19 protein-coding genes and 4 tRNA genes are annotated in these 18,303 nt (G+C 69.2%); 10 read left to right on the top strand and 13 right to left on the bottom strand.

Features of this window, described 5'->3' with window-relative positions:
- Positions 1–93: 93 nt before the first annotated feature.
- From HQ306_RS10585 to HQ306_RS10545, 9 genes are all read right to left on the bottom strand, one after another.
- Positions 94–1,110, bottom strand: coding sequence for an NUDIX domain-containing protein (locus HQ306_RS10585; RefSeq protein ID WP_027505221.1), 1,017 nt, complete (start codon positions 1,108–1,110; stop codon positions 94–96).
- Complete coding sequence (locus tag HQ306_RS10580) at positions 1,110–2,234, bottom strand: glycosyltransferase family 4 protein (RefSeq protein WP_027505220.1); 1,125 nt, start codon at positions 2,232–2,234, stop codon at positions 1,110–1,112. Before HQ306_RS10580 ends, HQ306_RS10585 begins: the two co-directional genes overlap by 1 nt.
- Positions 2,231–3,145 (bottom strand): phosphatidylinositol mannoside acyltransferase, encoded by a 915-nt coding sequence (locus tag HQ306_RS10575; protein WP_222631002.1) that lies wholly within the window; start codon positions 3,143–3,145, stop codon positions 2,231–2,233. The genes HQ306_RS10580 and HQ306_RS10575 overlap by 4 nt, the downstream gene beginning before the upstream one ends.
- Positions 3,142–3,825, bottom strand: coding sequence for a phosphatidylinositol phosphate synthase (pgsA, locus tag HQ306_RS10570; RefSeq protein WP_056444783.1), 684 nt, complete (start codon positions 3,823–3,825; stop codon positions 3,142–3,144). The genes HQ306_RS10575 and pgsA overlap by 4 nt, the downstream gene beginning before the upstream one ends.
- A gap of 7 nt (positions 3,826–3,832) precedes the next feature.
- Complete coding sequence (locus HQ306_RS10565) at positions 3,833–4,393, bottom strand: HIT domain-containing protein (RefSeq protein WP_027505217.1); 561 nt, start codon at positions 4,391–4,393, stop codon at positions 3,833–3,835.
- A complete protein-coding gene (thrS, locus tag HQ306_RS10560; RefSeq protein WP_222631515.1) occupies positions 4,390–6,453 on the bottom strand; it encodes a threonine--tRNA ligase in 2,064 nt (687 codons plus the stop codon). Before thrS ends, HQ306_RS10565 begins: the two co-directional genes overlap by 4 nt.
- A 137-nt stretch (positions 6,454–6,590) precedes the next feature.
- A complete protein-coding gene (locus HQ306_RS22585) occupies positions 6,591–7,346 on the bottom strand; it encodes a (2Fe-2S)-binding protein (protein ID WP_222631000.1) in 756 nt (251 codons plus the stop codon).
- Positions 7,325–7,762: a TIGR02611 family protein gene (locus HQ306_RS10550; RefSeq protein ID WP_051613207.1), complete on the bottom strand. Its 438-nt coding sequence runs from the start codon at positions 7,760–7,762 to the stop codon at positions 7,325–7,327. Before HQ306_RS10550 ends, HQ306_RS22585 begins: the two co-directional genes overlap by 22 nt.
- Positions 7,763–7,912: 150 nt before the next feature.
- Positions 7,913–7,984, bottom strand: a tRNA-Val gene (locus tag HQ306_RS10545).
- Positions 7,985–8,220: 236 nt separating this feature from the next.
- Here HQ306_RS10545 and HQ306_RS10540 point away from each other — a divergent pair.
- The 3 genes from HQ306_RS10540 to HQ306_RS10530 all read left to right on the top strand — a co-directional run bounded on the left by HQ306_RS10540 (position 8,221) and on the right by HQ306_RS10530 (position 8,510).
- Positions 8,221–8,293, top strand: a tRNA-Gly gene (locus tag HQ306_RS10540).
- Positions 8,294–8,343: 50 nt separating this feature from the next.
- Positions 8,344–8,414, top strand: a tRNA-Cys gene (locus HQ306_RS10535).
- A gap of 21 nt (positions 8,415–8,435) precedes the next feature.
- Positions 8,436–8,510: transfer RNA gene (locus HQ306_RS10530), tRNA-Val, on the top strand.
- A 46-nt stretch (positions 8,511–8,556) separates the two neighbouring features.
- On the opposite strand, the gene HQ306_RS10525 is transcribed toward HQ306_RS10530, so the two are convergent.
- Positions 8,557–8,799 carry a hypothetical protein gene (locus HQ306_RS10525; protein WP_162246765.1) on the bottom strand — a complete coding sequence of 81 codons (243 nt, stop codon included), beginning with the start codon at positions 8,797–8,799 and terminating at the stop codon, positions 8,557–8,559.
- Between the two features lie 196 nt (positions 8,800–8,995).
- Here HQ306_RS10525 and HQ306_RS10520 point away from each other — a divergent pair, with 196 nt between their 5' ends.
- Both HQ306_RS10520 and HQ306_RS10515 read left to right on the top strand, forming a co-directional pair.
- The gene (locus HQ306_RS10520; RefSeq protein WP_162246766.1) at positions 8,996–9,292 is read left to right on the top strand and encodes a hypothetical protein; all 297 of its coding nucleotides are present in this window, start codon (positions 8,996–8,998) and stop codon (positions 9,290–9,292) included.
- A 3-nt stretch (positions 9,293–9,295) separates the two neighbouring features.
- Positions 9,296–9,832 (top strand): GNAT family N-acetyltransferase, encoded by a 537-nt coding sequence (locus HQ306_RS10515; protein WP_027505214.1) that lies wholly within the window; start codon positions 9,296–9,298, stop codon positions 9,830–9,832.
- 22 nt (positions 9,833–9,854) lie between these two features.
- Here the strand turns inward: HQ306_RS10515 and zapE are convergent, their stop codons facing one another.
- Positions 9,855–10,865, bottom strand: coding sequence for a cell division protein ZapE (gene zapE / locus HQ306_RS10510; RefSeq protein WP_027505213.1), 1,011 nt, complete (start codon positions 10,863–10,865; stop codon positions 9,855–9,857).
- Positions 10,866–10,890: 25 nt separating this feature from the next.
- On the opposite strand from zapE, the gene HQ306_RS10505 reads away from it, so the two are divergent.
- Genes HQ306_RS10505 through msrB form a run of 4 tightly spaced genes read left to right on the top strand, consistent with a single transcriptional unit; the run spans position 10,891 to position 14,965 of the window.
- Positions 10,891–11,655: a pyrimidine reductase family protein gene (locus HQ306_RS10505; protein WP_081821184.1), complete on the top strand. Its 765-nt coding sequence runs from the start codon at positions 10,891–10,893 to the stop codon at positions 11,653–11,655.
- A 4-nt stretch (positions 11,656–11,659) separates the two neighbouring features.
- The gene (locus HQ306_RS10500) at positions 11,660–13,237 is read left to right on the top strand and encodes an alpha/beta hydrolase (protein ID WP_051613205.1); all 1,578 of its coding nucleotides are present in this window, start codon (positions 11,660–11,662) and stop codon (positions 13,235–13,237) included.
- Between the two features lie 21 nt (positions 13,238–13,258).
- Positions 13,259–14,533, top strand: a complete 1,275-nt coding sequence (locus tag HQ306_RS10495) for a glycosyltransferase family 87 protein (protein WP_222630998.1) — start codon at positions 13,259–13,261, stop codon at positions 14,531–14,533.
- Between the two features lie 9 nt (positions 14,534–14,542).
- The gene (gene msrB / locus HQ306_RS10490; RefSeq protein ID WP_222630996.1) at positions 14,543–14,965 is read left to right on the top strand and encodes a peptide-methionine (R)-S-oxide reductase MsrB; all 423 of its coding nucleotides are present in this window, start codon (positions 14,543–14,545) and stop codon (positions 14,963–14,965) included.
- On the opposite strand, the gene HQ306_RS10485 is transcribed toward msrB, so the two are convergent.
- On the bottom strand, positions 14,943–15,443 hold the full coding sequence (locus HQ306_RS10485; RefSeq protein ID WP_222630994.1) for an SRPBCC domain-containing protein: 501 nt from the start codon (positions 15,441–15,443) through the stop codon (positions 14,943–14,945). The two genes, msrB and HQ306_RS10485, sit on opposite strands and share 23 nt — an antisense overlap.
- A gap of 111 nt (positions 15,444–15,554) precedes the next feature.
- Between HQ306_RS10485 and HQ306_RS10480 the strand changes: the two genes are divergently transcribed.
- Positions 15,555–16,013, top strand: coding sequence for a MaoC family dehydratase (locus HQ306_RS10480; protein WP_056444801.1), 459 nt, complete (start codon positions 15,555–15,557; stop codon positions 16,011–16,013).
- Here HQ306_RS10480 and HQ306_RS10475 read toward each other — a convergent pair.
- Positions 16,004–18,301, bottom strand: coding sequence for a molybdopterin-dependent oxidoreductase (locus tag HQ306_RS10475; RefSeq protein ID WP_222630992.1), 2,298 nt, complete (start codon positions 18,299–18,301; stop codon positions 16,004–16,006). The genes HQ306_RS10480 and HQ306_RS10475 overlap by 10 nt on opposite strands.
- Positions 18,302–18,303: the final 2 nt, after the last annotated feature.

Here is an 18,303-nt window from a genome sequence, read left to right as displayed (position 1 = left end):
GGAATGGGTGCACCGCGAGCCTAGGCTCGGCTGGACCTCGTCGCGATAACCACTTCGACCGCACTGGCCCGCTATGGCTGCCATCACACCAGGTCAGTGGATGGCGCGCACGTCCGGATCGGTGCGGAGAGCCAGCACCGTGTCCGCCTCGTCGAGCAGCTCCGCCATCGCGCGCGGATAGACCGCGTCGCCCGAGGCGGCCAGTGACCGGATCTCGTCCGCCGTGCACCAGCGATGTCCGGTGACGACGCGTCGCTCGAGCTCCGTGAAGCCTGTGCGCACCGGCTCGAACGCCTCGGCGCGGAGAGCGAAGAACAGCTCCTCCGACCGGATCACGACGCCGTCGAAGGAGAACGTCGCGGTCCGACGCCACATGGGCCCGCGCAGGTCCTCCGCCGAAGCGACCATGCCGGTCTCCTCGCGCAGTTCGCGAACGGCGGCGTCGCGCAGGGTCTCCCCCACCTCGACGCCCCCACCGATGGTGAACCAGAAGTGCACGTCGGGCACCGACGGATCGTGACCCCGCAGCAGCAGCACGCGGCCGCGCCCGTCGAGCAGCACGACGCGCGCCGACGTCCGGGTCGACGCGCCCTCGACCTCCTCGAGGGTCGCCTCGCTCTCGGAGAGCTCGAAGTAGGTCGGCATCGCGGCCGTCCCGCCGAGTCGGAGCAGGCGGACGGGTCGACGAGATCGCAGTGCGACGGTGTCGCGGACCGCGTCGTTGTGGAACCGCCGGGCGATCTGCACCCGCGCCTCCGCGTCGGCGAGTTCGGAGATCATCTGCGGGTTCAGCCGGGCGAGGTCGATGCGGCCCAGCGCGACGGACACCGCGTTCTCGGCGCGCTCCCGGTCGGCACGCTCCGCCCGTTCCGCCCGATCCGCGAGCGTCGTCAGGGTGCGGCTCTCCACCGATCCCGGCGCGTCCAGGGCGGCGGCGACCGCACGGGTCACCACCGACCGACGGGCAAGGGCGGCCTCGAGGGACTGCCAGGACCGGTCCGAGCGCACGTGCAGTCGGTCGAGACGGTGCGCCGTCGAGTACGCCCAGAGGCCGAGGAGCAGGACCAGCAGTGCCACGACCACGACGGCGGCGGCCACCCAGAACGTCATCAGTCGATCACCTTCACCGTGCGACCGGCCACCGCGACCGCTTCGTACACCCGGACGATCTGCTCCGCCACGACGGGCCAGTCGTAGGACACGGCGGCGCGGCTCGCCTGGCGCACCAGGTCGGCCCGCTCGTCGTCGTTCGACAGCACGCGGATCACCGCGTCCGCCATGGCCTCGGAATCGCCCACCGGGAAGAGCACACCGGCCGTGCCGTCACGCAGCACGCGGCGGAACGCGTCCAGATTGCTCGCGACCACGGGCGCGCCCGCTGCCATGGCCTCCACCAGCACGATGCCGAAGCTCTCGCCGCCGGTGTTCGGAGCACAGTAGATGTCGGCGCTGCGCAGTGCCGACGCCTTCTCGGCGTCCGTCGTCTGGCCGAGGAAGCGGAAGTGCTTCGCCAGATCGCCGGCCTCTCGGCACAGCTTCTGCTCGTCGCCGCGGCCCACGACCAGCACCTCGATGTCCGGGAACACCGCGGCGATGGGCCGGAGCGCGGCCAGCAGGGTCTGCATGCCCTTGCGGGGCTCGTCGTAGCGGCCGATGAACACCAGCGTCCGGCCCGGCCGGGGATACCCGGGCAGCAGGGGCGCCGTCGCGAACGCGGGGACGTGGACCCCGTTGGGGATCTCCACCGCATCGGACCCCAGAGCCTCCACCTGCCACCGTCGCGCCAGCTCCGAGACGGCGATGCGCCCGGCGATCTTTTCGTGATACGGGCGCAGCACACCCTGGAAGGTGCTCAGCAGCAACGACTTCGTGGTCGAGGCGTGGAACGTGGCCACGATCGGACCGTCCGCGATCTTCAGCGACAGCATCGACAGACTGGGCGCGTTCGGCTCGTGGATGTGCAGGACCTCGAACTCGCCCTTCTCGATCCATGCCCGGATGCGGGTGTAGGTCACCGGACCGAACGCCAGGCGCGCCACAGAGCCGTTGTACGGGAAGCTCAGGGCCTTGCCCGTCGAGACGACGAAGTCGGGCAGCGCCGTCTCGTCGCTCGCCGGGGCCAGGACGCTGACACGGTGACCGCGCTGGATCAGTACCTCGGCCAGTTCCGCGACGTGCGCCTGCACGCCACCCGGGACGTCGAACGAGTACGGGCAGACGATGCCGATCTTCACCGGTCGGCCTCACCGGTCATGCGGTCACGCCGGCCCTGCGAGAGGTCGTCCCACCACAGCGGCTGCAACATGTGCCAGTCGGCCGGATGCGCGGCGATGTTGGCGGCGAAGTGGTCGGCGAGCGACTGGGTGGCCTGCTCGACGCCGGCGGAGACGTCGATCGGGGGCTCGATCGAGAAACCCCAGCCGGTGGGGGTGAACCAGCAGTGCACCGGGAAGAGAGCCGCACCGGTGTCGATCGCGAGACGCGCGGGCCCGGCCGGCATGCGGGTCGGCTCCCCGAAGAACGTGACGGGCACCCCGTGGCGGGCGAGGTCGCGCTCACCGAGGAGGCACACGACCTTACCGTCTCGCAGGCGCTCGGAGAGTTGCTCGAACGGTGGGCGTTCGCCGCCGCTCAGCGGGAAGATCTCGAACCCGAGGGACTCGCGGTACGCGACGAAGCGCTGGTAGAGCGACTCCGGCTTCAGCCGTTCGGCCACCGTCGTGAACTGGCCGCGGGTGCGCGTGAGCCAGACACCCGCCATGTCCCAGTTCCCGCTGTGCGGGAGCGCGAGCACGGCGCCGCGGCCGGACGCCAGCGCCGCGTCCAAATGTTCCTGGCCGACGACGGCGTCGTCGATGGCCGCGGCCTGGGCCGCGAGATCCATGGACGGCAGCCGGAACGCCTCGCGCCAGTACCGCGCGTAGGAGCGCACCGACGCCTGCACGAGGTCGTCCGGTACCGCGTCCGCGGTGGTGCCCAGCACGCGGGCGAGGTTGCGGCGCAGCTGCTCCGGTCCACCGTTGCGGCGCGCGGCGAGGTCGGCGCCGGCGTCGAAGAGTCGGGTCGCGACGCCGTCGGGCAGCGCCCGGACGACCCGCCATCCGGCGATGTATCCCGCGGCGCCGAGCCGCTCCGACAGACTCATCCAGCCGTGCTGTCCGGCTCGATCCGGTTGGCCTTCGGCTGGATCGGAATGATGTCGCGGGCACCGGCGGAGTTGCGGACGGCCAGCACACGCTGGAACACCGTGACGATGCTCGCCGCGGCCAGAAAGTACGTCGCGACGGGCAGAGCGAACTGCAGCCAGGTGAGATCAGCGAGTTGGCCGATGCCGGTGAGCCCGGATCCGACGAGGACGATCACCAGGCGGTCCGGACGTTCGATCAGGCCACCGTCGGCGGACAGTCCGCTCGCCTCGGCACGGGCCTTGGCGTAGGAGATGACCTGCGACGTGACCAGACACACGAGCATCGCGACGAACAGCGGCCGATCGTTCTGGTGGAAGACCGCCCACCACGACAACCCGGCGAAGATGGCGCCGTCGGCCACGCGGTCGCACGTCGCATCGAGCACGGCGCCGTACTTGCTGCCGCCGCCCCGCGCACGTGCCATCGCACCGTCGAGCATGTCGAACATGACGAACAGCCAGATCACCAGCGTGCCGATGAACAGATGGTCCGCGGGGAACAGCGTGATCGCGGCGACGACGCTCGCGACGGTGCCGATGATGGTGACGGAGTCCGGCGTGAGACCCGTGCTGTTGAGGGCGCGGCCCAGCGGCGCGGTGACCTTGGACGCCGATGCCCTACCGAAGATGCTCAGCACGACGGAGTCAGTCCTTCCACGCGGCGGCGAGCAACGCGCGAGTGTCTCGGAGGAGTTGCGGCATGACCTTCGCACCGCCGATGACGGTGATGAAGTTGGCGTCACCGCCCCACCGCGGGACGACGTGCTGGTGCAGGTGCTCGGCGAGCGAACCGCCTGCGGGCGCACCGAGATTGAGCCCGACGTTGAACCCGTGCGGGCGTGAGACCCGCTTCATCGTGCGGATCGCGTGCTGCGTGAACCGCATCAGCTCCACGCTCTCCTCGTCCGTGAGGTCCTCGAGGTCGGCCACCTTGCGGTACGGCACCACCATCAGGTGACCCGGGTTGTACGGGTAGAGATTCAGCACCGCGTACACGTGCTCTCCGCGCGCGACGATGAGCCCGTCCTCGTCCTCCAGCGTGGGAATCTGGGTGAACGGCTCCGACGCCATCTTGTCGTCGACCTTCGGAGCCGTCGCGATGTAGGACATCCGGTGCGGCGACCAGAGCCGCTGAAGGCGGTCCTCGTCACCCGTCCCGGTGTCCACGATGGCTCCCGCGTCGGCGGTGGCGTCGTCCTCGCTCATGCTCCGTCACTCCCGCCGGGGATGGTGTCGAAGGTGTCCGCCGTCGGGGACTCGTTGCGGCGCTGCGCCACCCAGGAGGCGACCGCAGTGACCGCGTCGTCGACGGGGACACCGTTGATCTGGGTGCCGTCGCGGAAGCGGAAGCTCACCGCACCGGCATCCGCGTCGTTCTGCCCGGCCAGCAGCATGAACGGCACCTTTTGCGTGGTGTGGTTGCGGATCTTCTTCTGCATGCGGTCGTCACTGGCGTCGACCTCGGCGCGGATGCCCGCCTTCCGCAGCGCGGCGATCACACCGAAGAGGTGGTCCGCGTATGCCTCGGCGACGGGGATGCCCACCACCTGCACGGGGGCGAGCCACGCCGGGAAGGCACCCGCGTAGTGCTCGGTCAGCACACCGAAGAAGCGTTCGATGGAACCGAACAGTGCGCGGTGGATCATGACGGGGCGCGTCTTCACACCGTCGCTACCGGTGTACTCGAGGCCGAAACGATCGGGCAGGTTGAAGTCGAGCTGAATGGTCGACATCTGCCATGTCCGGCCGAGCGCGTCCTTCGCCTGCACCGAGATCTTGGGTCCATAGAACGCGGCGCCGCCCGGATCGGGAACGAGGTGCAGCCCGGACGCGGTGGCCACCTCGGCGAGGGTGGTCGTCGCTTCCTCCCACACCTCGTCGGAGCCGACGGACTTGTCGGGGTTACGGGTGGAGAGCTCGAGATAGAAGTCGTCGAGGCCGTAGTCCTTCAAGAGTCCGAGCACGAAGTTCAGCGTGTTCGTGAGCTCCTCGTGCATCTGCTCGCGAGTGCAGTAGATATGAGCGTCGTCCTGCGTCATACCGCGCACACGGGTCAGGCCGTGGATGACGCCCGACTTCTCGTAGCGGTAGACCGACCCGAACTCGAACAGCCGCAACGGAAGTTCGCGGTACGAGCGGCCGCGGGAGTCGAAGATCAGGTTGTGCATCGGGCAGTTCATCGGCTTCAGGTAGTAGTCCTGGCCGGGCTTGCGCACCGTGCCGTCCTCGGCGAGTTCCGCGTCGAGATGCATCGCGGGGAACATGCCGTCCTTGTACCAGTCGAGGTGACCGGAGACCTCGTACAGCGTGCTCTTGGTGATGTGCGGTGAGTAGACGAACTCGTAGCCCTGCTCGACATGGCGCTGGCGCGAGTAATCCTCGAGCTCCTTGCGCACGATGCCACCCTTGGGGTGGAAGACCGGCAGGCCGGATCCCAACTCGTCGGGGAAGCTGAACAGGTCGAGCTCCGACCCCAGCTTGCGGTGATCGCGACGCTCAGCCTCCGCGAGGAGCTCGAGGTACGCGTCGAGCGCCTCCTGCGACTCCCAGGCGGTGCCGTACACGCGCTGTAGATCGGCCTTCGACTGATCGCCGCGCCAGTACGCGGCCGAGCTGCGGGTGAGCTTGAACGCCGGGATGTACTTGGTGGTGGGCACGTGCGGTCCGCGGCACAGATCGCCCCACTCGCGATCGCCGGTCCGCGGGTTCAGGTTGTCGTAGGCGGTGAGCTCTCCCCCGCCCACCTCCATGACCTCGGGATCGTCGACCGAGCCCTTGTCGTCGACGAGTTCGAGCTTGTACGGCTCGTCGGCCAGCTCGGCCTTGGCGGCGTCGAGGGAGTCGTAGACGCGCCGCGAGAACCGCTGACCACTCTTGATGATCTGCTTCATCTTCTTCTCGAGCTTGGTCAGGTCCTCCGGAGTGAACGGGTTCTCCACGTCGAAGTCGTAGTAGAAGCCGTTCTCGATGGGCGGGCCGATGCCCAGCTTCGCGTTCGGGAACATCTCCTGGACCGCCTGGGCCAGCACGTGCGCGGCCGAGTGGCGGATGACGCTGCGGCCGTCCTCGCTGTCGGCGCGCACGGGCTCGACCTCGGTGTCCGCCTCGGGAGCCCACGACAGGTCGCGGAGTCGACCCTCCTCGTCCCGGACCACCAAGATGGCGTCCGGCCCCTTGTTGGGAAGGCCGGTGTCGCGCAGCGCCGTTCCGGCGGTCGTCCCTGCGGCCACGCTGATGCGAGGTGCGAGGACAGCGGAATCGGGCATGCTCACGGTGATGCGCTCCTACGGACGTGGGTCGGTGCCGCCCGGGTGGGGCGGCGGCGACAGGTGTGGGTCGGGTGTCGTGCACAGCGTATCGGCATCGGGGACGCGGCAGACACCTCGCCCGAACGCCTGGCGCGTCAGAGAAGCGCCGACCACCGTCGGGCTCTGTCCTCGGGGGTGCGACGCGGGCAGCTGACGCACATGTCGACCCCGGCCTCGAAGACCAGACAGCACGATCCACGACGGACGACACGGCGCGAGTGCGCATCCGGCGCACTCGCAGTCGCCGGTGTGACGATCGCGTCCGCCGTCACGTCCACGAAACGCGGTTCGGGGAACCGGTGCGTCCGAGCCTGCGACGTGAGGAGCCGCGCCATCGCGGTGGCGTCGGCCTCGCGTCCGAGTGCGGAGGCCACGTCGAGCACCCGGTTGGCCACGGAGTCCGAGGCGATCGCCCACAGGCTCGGTGCGGACAGCCCCGGCACGCGCTGTGCGAGCCCCCCGACCAGGCGCTCGACCAGGTCCGCCACGACTGTGCCCGCCGACGTCGCCACCGTGGGCGACATCAGTGCGGCAACGGTCCCGGTGTCGCCGATCGCCACCACCGCATCGGGAGCCGTCGGGTCGACGCAGTGCCCGGTGACGAGCATCTGAGCGCCGAGGACCAGTGCGAGCGTCGAGCTGGAGCCGTACCACCACAGCGTCGCGCACGTGGTGTCCGAGACGTCGGGCCACCGCGCGGCGGACCGAGCCAGTGCGACGTCCAGCAGCGCTGGATCGGGGATGTCCCAGCCGTCCCCGGGCGGGACCACCATGAGGTTCGCGGTCCACGGCAGCGCCTTCGCGGTGCGCGTGACGACGTCCTCGGCGGTCAGAGTGGGCTCTGCAGCCACGCCCAGTCCAGGCCCACCCAACCGGCGACCAGCTCGAGGGCGCCGAGCAGCCACAGCGTGGCGAGCACGACCACGGTGGTCAACAGTGCGCCGAGTCCCTTGACGACGATGTTCTGCCGACCGAACCACTCCATGAACGTGTCGTACCGGGCCCGCACCCAGTGCAGGACGGTCTTGGCCCACGCGAACTCCGAGGCGAGGATGCCGAGACCGGCGAAGACGATGAGCCATCCGGGACCGGGATACGGGATGGCGACGATGCCGAGGGCGAGGACGACGGTTCCCACCGCGGCCACCGCGATGCGGTACGCACGATCCACGGTCGGGCGCGAGGCGATGCCGTCACGCCACTCGCGGTACCGGCTGCGCTCCTCGCGCCCGCGGCTGCCGCGCTCACGCGATCCGGAGTCCGTCACCGCGGACGGGTCGGCAGTCGCTGCGCGCTCTGCGGGGGCGACCCTGTCTGCGGGGGCCTTGTCGGTACTCACCAGGTCACCATACCCGGGGACACCGGCCTCGGAACGGCGAAAGGCCCCCGCTGCAGCGAGGGCCTGTCGTCTTCTCTGTGGTCCCGGCTGGGATCGAACCAGCGACCTTCCCGGTGTGAACGGGACGCTCTTCCACTGAGCCACGGGACCGGGCCGCGTGCGAGCACGCCGTCCGAACGAGGGGAAACGTTAACACGTCCCCGAGGGTGCTCCCAACACGGACCCCGACCCGCGCCGGCCACCGCTGCGGCCGACCGACCCTGCGGCGGTCGTGACAGGAGTGACGGCAGGGAAACACGGTGTGAACAGCGGATTTGTGACTTCCGGCCGACGTGGGCTAATGTTTCGAACCGCACCACGGAGGCGGAAACGCCACCGAGGAGTGTGCGGACGTGGCGCAGCTGGTAGCGCACAACCTTGCCAAGGTTGGGGTCGCGGGTTCGAATCCCGTCGTCCGCTCGAGGGTATCGAGTCCCCCGGTTCTCACGAGCCGGGGTTCTCGTCACCACGGTGGAGTGGCCGAGTGGTGAGGCAACGGCCTGCAAAGCCGTGCACACGGGTTCGATTCCCGTCTCCACCTCGTCACCCGTCACCGGGTCCCGCGCGATTAGCTCAGCGGGAGAGCGCTTCCCTGACACGGAAGAGGTCACTGGTTCAATCCCAGTATCGCGCACCACCACACGAAGCCCCCGTCCTCGGACGGGGGCTTCGTGCATTCCGCCTCATCCCACTCGGTACCGCTCGAACAGCTCGTCGAGGTGCCGCGTCGTCGTCTCGTCGTCGACGTAGTCCACCTCGTCGCGCGTCGTCACGTGCACGTGATCGTGGGCGTACTGGATCCACTCGAAATCCGCCACCAGCTGATCGCTGCCGTACGCGCCCGCCTCGTCGACGGCCTTCTGAACCGCTGCCTTGACCCGGTCCACGCGACCCGTGAAGTACTGCACCGTCATCTGTTCGCTCATGTCGATCCTCTCGTCGTCGCCACGCTGCGGCGTCGTGACCCCGCGCCATCGTTCGTCGTTCATCCTCCGCCTACCCGATCGTCCGGTGTCGTGAACGACACGTCTCGGACGTCGGGAGTGAGAAGACACAACGGCGATCGCCCGCCGATCACCCGAATCGCCGTGTGCGTCCGGCGCAGGGTGATTGACTTGCCTCATGCCTACCTGGGGTTGGTTCGTCGTGGCTCTCGTGGTCATCGATCTCGCCGTCGTCGTCACCTGGTTCGCGCTGCGACACCGCACCGCCGCCGCACGGACGGAGACCGTCGACCGTCATCCCGTCGACGCCGAGACGCACACCGCCGTGGCCGCTCTGGTGCACGCGCGCAAGCCGGCGCAGGCGATGTCGCTGCTGCGCGATCGCACGGGAATGCCTCTGCGACAAGCGAAGAACGTGGTGGACGCCGTGGAGGCGACGGACCGCCCCCACGCCGCCCACCCTCGATCGGCCTGACGGGTGGCGACACAGCCCACGAGACGCGCCACGCACGCCGACGTGCCGGCCCTCGCCGATCTGGCGGGACGGACCTTCCCCCTGGCGTGTCCACCCGGAACGCTGCAGGAGGACATCGACCATTTCGTGGCGACCGTGCTGTCGGAGTCGGCGTTCCGCACCTACCTCGACGACGACGAGCGCATCGTGCGGGTCGCTCCGCAGGGCACGGCACTGGTCGGGTACACGATGCTGATCCTGTCGGCGTCGACCGACCCGGACGTGTCGAGCGCCCTCACGGCCACGGACGCCGTGGAGGTGAGCAAGATGTACAGCGACCCCGCCGCCCACGGCACGGGAGTTGCTGCAGCACTGATGGAGTCGGCCGCGGACGAGGCTCGACGGCTCGGACGCAGCGCGCTGTGGCTCGGAGTGAACCAGCAGAACGCCCGCGCGCTGGCGTTCTATCGGCGCAGCGGTTTCCGGCAGCTGGGAGAGAAGCGTTTCGCGCTGGGAGCCGTGCTGCACGAGGACTTCGTCATGCAGCGCGACCTCACCTGACGCCGACTCGGACGGTAGCGACTCAGACGGAGGCGAAGCGCGAGAGCGCCAGCAGACGCGACGTCGCGCGCAGGTACTTCTTCCGGTATCCGCCCTGGAGCATCTCCTCGGTGAAGAGCTCGTCGAGCTTCGCACCCGACACGGTGACCGGCGTACCCGCGTCGTACAGGCGGTCGGCCAGCACGACGAGGCGCAGCGCCACGGACTGGTCGGGTGCCGCGTGGACGTTCTCGATGAAGACGGCCGTGACACCCTCGATCAACTTCCCGTAGCGCGACGGGTGCAGGGTGCTCAGATGCTTCACCAGCGCGTCGAAGTCGTCGAGCGTCGATCCCTCGACGGCCGCCGCGGCGGCTTCGATCTGGTCCGCGCCGATCGGGTCCGGAGCCGGGGGCAGGTCGCGGTGCCGGTAGTCGGGACCGTCGACACGAATGGACTCGAAGATCGAGCCGAGCTTCTTGATCTCACGCAGGAAGTCCTGAGCGGCGAAGCGACCCTCGCCCAACTGGCCGGGCAGCGTGTTGGACGTCGCGACGATGGAGACGCCCTTGGCGGCCAACTCGGTGAGCAACCGAGACACCAACATCGTGTCGCCCGGATCGTCGAGCTCGAACTCGTCGATGCACAGCACGCTGTGACCGGACAGCTCGTCGAGCGCCTTCGTGAATCCGAGAGCTCCGACGACGTGCGTCAACTCGACGAAGGTGCCGAACGCCTTGGGCTCCGGCGACGCGTGGAAGATCGACGCCAGCAGGTGGGTCTTGCCGACGCCGAACCCACCGTCGAGGTACAGACCTGCGCCGGAGGCCGGCGTCTTCTTGCCGAACAGACCGCGCTTCCCGCCCGACCGGATCTTCGCGACCTTGCCGGCGAACTCCTCCGCCTTGCGCACGGCCTCGGCCTGCGTCGGCTCGTTCGGGTCCGGGATGTAGGACGCGAAACTCACGTCGTCGAACATCGCCGGCGGCACCATCTGGGCGATCAGCTGGTCGGCGGGCACCACGGGATCGCGGTCGACGAGGCGTTGTGGCATGGGACGAGGTTAACGACGTGGTGTGATGGCTTTTGTGCAGCGTATCGATAATGGGACCTACCTCACAGTGACCGACGACGATCTCACCGATCTCTACGCGTATCCGGCCGAGCTCCACTCCCCCTGGATCCGCGTCAACTTCGTGGCGGGCATCGACGGTGCGGTGTCGCAGGACGGGGTGTCCGGTGGACTGGGGACCCCTGCTGACAAGGCGGTCTTCGGCGAGCTCCGCTCGCTCGCCGACGCCGTCCTGGTGGGTTCGGGCACCGTCACGGCAGAGAACTACGGAGGTGTCGAGGTGTCCGACGCGGTGCGCGCCGCGCGCACCGCGCGGGGTCAGAGCGAGGTCCCTCCGATCGTCGTGGTGACCGGCTCCGCGAGCGTCGATCCCGAGTCGACGGTGGTGACGGGCGCGGAGGTGCCGCCGATCGTGCTGACCACCTCGCACGCGCCCGAGGACAAGGTGCAGGCACTGCGCGACGCCGGGCTCACCGTCGTCCGCGCCGACGGCGACCTCACCGGCGACGTCGTGGTCGCGCTGCTGCAGGACCTCGGCCTGCAGCGAGTGCTGTGCGAGGGCGGGCCCGGACTCTTCGGGTCGCTTCTCGCCGCGGATGTCGTCGACGAGGTCTGCGTGACCACCTCGCCCACCCTCAGCGCCGGGACCTCGGGCCGGATGGCGACGTCCGATGCCGCCGTCGACCGCCCGATGACCCCGGGCCACATCCTGCTCGACGACGACGGGACCATCCTGGTGCGCTGGGTGCGGGCGCGCGAGATGGCACGCTGAACGTATGCAGATGTCGAGGTTCGGGTCACGGCTCGCCGCCCTGACGGCCGTCGTCGTGGTCGCCGCCGCGTGCGGGGCCGGACCGTCGACCCGTCCGGACGTGGCGATCGAGGGTGGATCGGCCGGGTCCGACGGCGGGCCCGCGACGACCGAACCCACCGACGAGGGGCCACGCCCCCTCGAGGCACCGGTCACCGACCTGAACTGGACCGACTGCACGGCCCGCACCACCGCTGCTCGCGGGGTCACGGCCGCGCCCGGAGTGCTGGTGGACTGCGCGACCTTCCCCGCTCCCATCGACCGCACCGTCGCCTCGGACGGCACGTTCGAACTCTCCGCAGTCCGCGTGCGCACGGCCGCCACGCCGGCGGACGCGGCGCCGCTGGTCTACACGTCCGGCACCGATCGACCGTCGTCCGCGGACATGGCGGCGCTCGCCGCGCAGCCGGACACCGCGCTCCTCGACGCCCACCCGATCGTCGGTGTCGATCGGCGCGGCATCGGCAACTCCGCGCCGTTCGACTGCTACTCGGGTGCCACGTCCACCCGCGACGCGCTGACCGACCTCGGGCAGTACTCACCCGGCACCGACGCGGCGGACAAGGTCGCGACCCTCGCCCGCGACGCGACGATCGCGTGTACCGACTTCCTGCTTCCCGAGGCACTCATCTTCGGGGTCACCAACAGCGCCGACGACCTCGAGGCGCTCCGGGAGGCGTGGGGAGTGCGTGCCCTGTCGCTCCTGGGATCGGGCAACGGCGCCCTCGTCGCGCTCGGGTACGCGGCCGCGTACGGCGACCACGTCGCCCGTCTCGTGCTCGATTCCCCCACCAGCGTCATCACCGACGCCGTCACCAGCGCCGAGCAGACCGTGCGCGGGGAGGAGGCCGCCCTGACGGCGTTCGCCACCCGATGCGCCGCCGTCGGATGCTCGCTCGGGGCGGATCCGCGCTCACAGGTGGTGGAGCTGTTCCGCCGCGCCGACGCCGGTGATCTCGCACCGCTGTCCGGTGCCACCGTTCGACAGGCAGTCGTCCACCTGCTGGCGTATCCGTCCACCGCCGACGGCGCCGCGCGGGTGCGCTCCACGTCGGACACGGTGGCAGGTGCGCTCGCCGGGAACACCACCGCACTCGACGACGCGGTCGACGAGGTGCGTGCCCTGACCGAGACCGACGGTCATTTCGTGAGCCGCTGCACCGACGGCCAGCAGTGGCCCGCGCCCGACCGGGTCCGGGAGCTGCAGACGTCGTGGTCGGGCCAGTACCCGGCCTTCGGTGCGACGGCGGCGTTGAACCTGCTCACCTGCTCGGCGTGGCCGGCGACCACCCCGCCGCCCGTCCCCTCCACCCTGGGGCTCCCGGTCCTGGTGCTCAGCGGGAACGCCGACGCCGTCACCGGTACGGAGCCGCTTCCGGCGGTCACGGGAGCGTTGGGCGCGGCCGGCGCGGCCACCACGACGATCACCTGGGACGGCATCGGACACCCCGTGTCGGTGGGCTCGGGGTGCGGGCGCGCGGCCGTCGCGGCGTACCTCGAAACGGGCGACGTGCCGGAAGGCGGTAATGCGTGTCCGGCCTAGTTGCCGGGGTACCGTCTCCGGGTGTCGTTCCGTCATCTCGAACCGCGAACTGGTGAGACCACCGCGCAGGTGATCCGTTTCGCGTTGTGGCCCATCGCCATCCTGACGGTCCTCAATCGCGTGATCGTCAAGGCCGTCAACGGCAACATCACCGACGATTTCCGCCCGGTCTACAACGCCGCGTTGGCATTTCTGAACCGGCGCGAGGTCTACACGGCGAACTTCGACTCGGTCGACCCGCACTATCTCTATCCGCCGAGCGGGACGCTGATCATCGCGCCGCTGGCCGTGCTGGACCCCGAGCGCTCGCGCTGGTTGTTCATCGGGGTCAACGCCGTCGCCGTGATCGTCGCGCTCTACCTGCTACTGCGCATGTTCGAGCTCGGCCTGTCGTCGGTGGCCGCACCGGTGGTGCTGCTCGCCGCGTTCTCCACCGAGACCGTCACCAACACACTGATCTTCACCAACATCAACGGCCTGATCCTGCTCGGCGAAGTGCTGTTCATGATGCTGCTGTTGAGGCGGCACCCGTACTGGTCCGGCGCCGCCATCGGCCTGACCATCGCCGTCAAACCGACTCTCGCACCGCTGCTTCTGCTGCCGCTCGTCCGCAAGGAGTGGCGCGTCTTCGTCACCGCCGTCGGTATCCCCGTCGTCCTGACGCTGCTCGCCCTCCCGCTGTCGGTCGACCCGATGGCCTTCGTCTCCCACACGGTGCCGTATCTCCTCGAGACGCGGGACTACTTCAACAGCGCGATCGTCGGCAACGGCCTCTACTACGGACTGCCCACCGCGCTGGTGCTCGCGCTCCGCGCCGTGTTCGCCGTGATGGTGCTCGTGTCCCTGTGGCTGCTGTGGAAGTACTACCGCCACGACGAGCTGTTCTTCGTGACCACCGCGGGTGGGCTGCTGCTGGTCGCATCGTTCCTGCTCGCGTCGCTCGGCCAGATGTACTACTCGATGATGCTGTTCCCGCTGATCATGTCGGTGGTGCTGCGCAACTCGGTGATGCGCAACTGGCCGGCGTGGCTCGCCGTGTACGGGTTCCTCAGCTATGACAGCTGGCTCGTCGGCCGCTTCCCGGAGTTCGGGCGCTCCATCGAGTACCTCCGCACGACGTGGGGTTGGTCGCTGATCATCGTCGTGATCTTCGCCGTGCTCGTCGGTCGCTATCTCACCGCGCGACGCGAGGGCCGGCTGGACGGCGGCATCGATCCGGCGTTCCTGCTCGACGAGAACACGACCTCACCGAAGCCTGTACCTGCGACGACAGCGGGAACCGCGGCCACGCATTAGCGTGGAGGCATGAGTTCCGCACCAGAGAAGAAGCCCACGTTCGAGCTGTCCGACGACGAGTGGCGTACCAAGCTCACCGCAGCCGAGTACGCAGTGCTGCGCAAGGCCGGCACCGAGCGGCCGTTCATCGGCGAGTACACCGACACCACCACCGAGGGCGTCTACAAGTGCCGCGCCTGTGACGCCGAACTGTTCCGCAGCACCGAGAAGTTCGAGTCCCACTGCGGGTGGCCGTCCTTCTTCGATCCCAAGGACACCGACGCCGTGATCCTGAAGGTCGACCGGTCGATGGGCATGAAGCGCACCGAGGTCCTGTGCAGCAACTGCCACAGTCACCTCGGCCACGTCTTCGAGGGCGAGGGGTACCCCACCCCGACCGATCAGCGGTACTGCATCAACTCGATCTCGCTCACGCTGGAGCCGAAGGGCTGAGTGAGCCGTAGTACCCACACTGGGACGGGTGGTAGTCGTCGAAGGACGGCGACCATCCTTCCGTGTGTGTGGAGACCAGCATGTCGAGGTAGTACTCCCATCCCGGGCCGATGTCCTCGAGGCCGTCCGTCGTCGTCAGGTGGTGCCGGAACATCAGCGTGGTCCCGTCTCCCGTGGTCCTGAGCGTCACGTCGAACGTCCACCCGTCGGACTCCAGTGCGAGATACCTCGGCGCGTCACACGCCAGGATCGTCAGGTCGGAGGCAGGTGCGTTCTCCTCGAACCCCATCGTCACTCGCACGGTGCTGCCGGCTCCCGGCGTTCCCTCCCAGCTGCCGTACCACCGCGCGGTGCGCTCACTGACGGGGAGACTGTCCCAGACGTCGTCGATCGGTACGTCCAGGACGCGCTCCAGCACGAGATCGACACCCGTCTCGGCGCGCTCGAGTAGGCCGGTGGGTTCCGGGTGGGACGTCATGGGCGCATCGTACTGCGCTCGTCCTGCACACAGGCCGGGTCCGCAGGGCCGGATGTGGCGCCCCGACAGAGGTTCTGTGCAGAACGGCTCGCCGCCGCTAGTGTCGGCTACATGCGTACCTTCACGTCCGCGGACGACATCGTGTCCGCCCTCGGCGAGACCATCGGCACCAGCGACTGGCTGGAGATCACGCAGGAGCGCGTGAACCAGTTCGCCGACGCCACCGGCGACCACCAGTGGATCCACGTGGATCCCGAGCGCGCCGCGAAGGAGAGCCCCTTCGGTGGTCCCGTCGCCCACGGGTACCTCACGCTGTCCCTGCTGCCGGCCCTGTCCTGGCAGACCTACACGGTCGAGAACTCCACGATGGGAGTCAACTACGGCAGCAACAAGGTTCGCTTCGTCAATCCTGTGCTCGTCGGGTCGCGCGTTCGTCTGACGGCCGTCCTCGCCGCAGCAGATCGGCTGGACGGCGGAGCGGTGCAGATGACCGTCGACTCGACCATCGAGATCGAGGGTGCGACGAAGCCCGCGCTGGTCGCCCAGGTCATCAGCCGCGTCTACTTCTGACGCACGTCCCCACGATCGACGAACTCCGGCTGATCGTGCGCGCGGATCGGCGGCAGTTCGCCGGTCCACTTCTCGACGTCCACCAGGACGTGCTGGCCGGTGGACCCCTGCGCGAGCGACGACGTGCCGCGGTCGGCGGTGAGCACGTTCGGGTTGCCGTGCACGCACATCGAGCGCGGGTCCGACGGATCGAGCGGGTCGTACCAGGCGCCGGTCGACAGTTGCACCACGCGCTCGCGCAGGCGATCGTCGACGACGAGCCCCGCGAGGCACGAGCCACGGTCGTTGAACACCCGCACCACGTCGCCGTCGCGGAGTCCGCGCGCTGCGGCGTCCGCGGGATGCATGCGCATCGGTTCCCGGCCCTGAATCTTCGACGCGAGGCTCACGGCCCCGTGATCGAGTTGGCTGTGTAACCGGGTCCGCGGTTGGTTCGCGATCAGGTGCAGCGGGAACGCCTGTGCGCGTTCACCGCCCAGCCACTCGTCCGGTGCGTACCACCGTGGGTGTCCCCCGCAGTCGGCGTAGCCGAACGACTCGATGTCGGCCGAGAAGATCTCGATGCGCCCGCTCGGTGTCCGCAAGGGGGCCCGCTCGGGATCGTCGCGAAAATCGGACAGCAGCGTGAGACCGTCCTCGGTGTCCATCCGGAACGTTCCCTCGGTCCAGAACTCGTCGAACACCGGCGGCGTCACCCGCCCCGCATCGGACACGAAACGTCGCCACTGGTCGTAGAGGTGCCGCAGCCAGTCCGCGGACGAGCGACCTTCCGTGAAGTCGTACTCGACGCCGAGCTCTCGCGCGAGCAGCGCGAAGGTGTCGTAGTCGTCGCGGCTGTCGGCGAAGGGCGGGACGGCGGCCTGCATCGCCACGAGCAGCGGGTCGTTGCGGGTGCAGCTCAGGTCGTCGCGTTCGAGGGTCGTCGTCGACGGCACCACGAAGTCGGCGTGTCGTGCCATCGGTGTCCAGTACGGCTCGTGCACCACGATGGTCTCGGGGCGAGCCAGCGCGGTGCGCAACCGGCCGATGTCCTGGTGGTGATGGAACGGGTTGCCGCCGGCCCAGTGCAGCAGCCGGATGTCCGGATACGTCGACGCGGTGCCGTCCGCGTCGTACGGCCCACCAGGGTTCAACAGCATGTCCGAGATCGCGGCGACCGGAATCGACGTCGACACACCGTTGAGGCCCTGGGGAAGCGTGGGCAGCGGATACGGCACGGGTGCCAGGCCGGGTTCGTTCATCGACCCGTAGCCGTGGCCGAAGCCCGCGCCCGGCACACCGACGCCGCCGAGCATCGCGGCGAGCGTGAGACCCATCCACGGCGCCTGCTCCCCGTGGCGGATGCGCTGCAGTGACCAGGTGACGGTGACCAGCGTGGTGGCGCGAGCCATGCGCCGCGCCAGGGCGGTGATGTCCGACGCCGGGACGCCCGTCAGACTCTGCGCCCACTCCGGCGACTTCGGGACACCGTCCGTCTCGCCGAGCAGGTAGCGCTCGAAGACGTCGTACCCGGTGGTGTACCGCTGCAGGAACGCGGTGTCGTGCAACCCCTCCGAGGCGAGCACGTGTGCCAGCCCCAACATGAGGGCGACGTCCGACCCCGGTACGGGTGCGATCCACTCCGCCGCTCCGTCCGTGTCGTCACGCAGCGGCGAGATCGAGACGATCCGGCCGCCGCGCGCACGGAGGCGATGCAGCGCGTCGCGTGTCGGATGATCGCTGGTGCCACCGTGATTGACCGACGTGTTCTTCAGCGGAACCCCGCCGAACGCGACCAGCAGATCGGTGTGCTCGGCGATCACGTCCCACGAGGTGGAGCGCGAGAACATCTTCCAGTGCGTCCCCATGACCCGCGGCATGATCGTGCCGGTGGCGCCGAGGGAGTAGCTGCCCACCGACCGCGTGTAGCCACCCAGGGTGTTCAGGAACCGGTGAACCTGACTCTGCGCGTGGTGGAACCGGCCCGCGCTGCCCCACCCGTACGACCCGCCGAAGACGGCCTCGTTGCCGTGCTCGCGCACGACTCGACGGAGCTCGCCGGCGAGCAGGGGGAGGAACTCGTCCCACTCCATCTCGACGAACGCATCGGCGCCACGCGCGGTGGACGGTCCGGGGCCGTTCTCGAGCCAGCCCCGACGCACCGCCGGTCGACGGATACGCGAGCGATGGGTCACCGACCCGGGAACGTTGCCCAGGATCGGGGACGGATCGGCGTCGCCCGTCGGCGGACGGACCGCGACCACGTCCCGGCCGTCCGTGTCGGCGGTGTACATACCGAAGTGGGCCATGT

The organism is Rhodococcus sp. BP-160 (assembly GCF_019836205.1).
Classification (GTDB): Bacteria; Actinomycetota; Actinomycetes; order Mycobacteriales; family Mycobacteriaceae; genus Rhodococcoides.
Note: the sequence above shows the minus strand (reverse complement) of the source record. Positions and strands in the feature narration are given on the sequence as shown.

Coding starts and splice junctions, on each gene's coding strand:
- HQ306_RS10585 (WP_027505221.1), bottom strand. CDS start 1,110: ATGACGTTCTGGGTGGCCGCCGCCGTCGTGGTCGTGGCACTGCTGGTC.
- HQ306_RS10575 (WP_222631002.1), bottom strand. CDS start 3,145: ATGAGTCTGTCGGAGCGGCTCGGCGCCGCGGGATACATCGCCGGATGG.
- HQ306_RS10565 (WP_027505217.1), bottom strand. CDS start 4,393: ATGAGCGAGGACGACGCCACCGCCGACGCGGGAGCCATCGTGGACACC.
- thrS (WP_222631515.1), bottom strand. CDS start 6,453: ATGCCCGATTCCGCTGTCCTCGCACCTCGCATCAGCGTGGCCGCAGGG.
- HQ306_RS10525 (WP_162246765.1), bottom strand. CDS start 8,799: ATGAGCGAACAGATGACGGTGCAGTACTTCACGGGTCGCGTGGACCGG.
- HQ306_RS10520 (WP_162246766.1), top strand. CDS start 8,996: ATGCCTACCTGGGGTTGGTTCGTCGTGGCTCTCGTGGTCATCGATCTC.
- zapE (WP_027505213.1), bottom strand. CDS start 10,865: ATGCCACAACGCCTCGTCGACCGCGATCCCGTGGTGCCCGCCGACCAG.
- HQ306_RS10505 (WP_081821184.1), top strand. CDS start 10,891: ATGGCTTTTGTGCAGCGTATCGATAATGGGACCTACCTCACAGTGACC.
- HQ306_RS10500 (WP_051613205.1), top strand. CDS start 11,660: ATGCAGATGTCGAGGTTCGGGTCACGGCTCGCCGCCCTGACGGCCGTC.
- msrB (WP_222630996.1), top strand. CDS start 14,543: ATGAGTTCCGCACCAGAGAAGAAGCCCACGTTCGAGCTGTCCGACGAC.
- HQ306_RS10485 (WP_222630994.1), bottom strand. CDS start 15,443: ATGACGTCCCACCCGGAACCCACCGGCCTACTCGAGCGCGCCGAGACG.
- HQ306_RS10480 (WP_056444801.1), top strand. CDS start 15,555: ATGCGTACCTTCACGTCCGCGGACGACATCGTGTCCGCCCTCGGCGAG.
- HQ306_RS10475 (WP_222630992.1), bottom strand. CDS start 18,301: ATGGCCCACTTCGGTATGTACACCGCCGACACGGACGGCCGGGACGTG.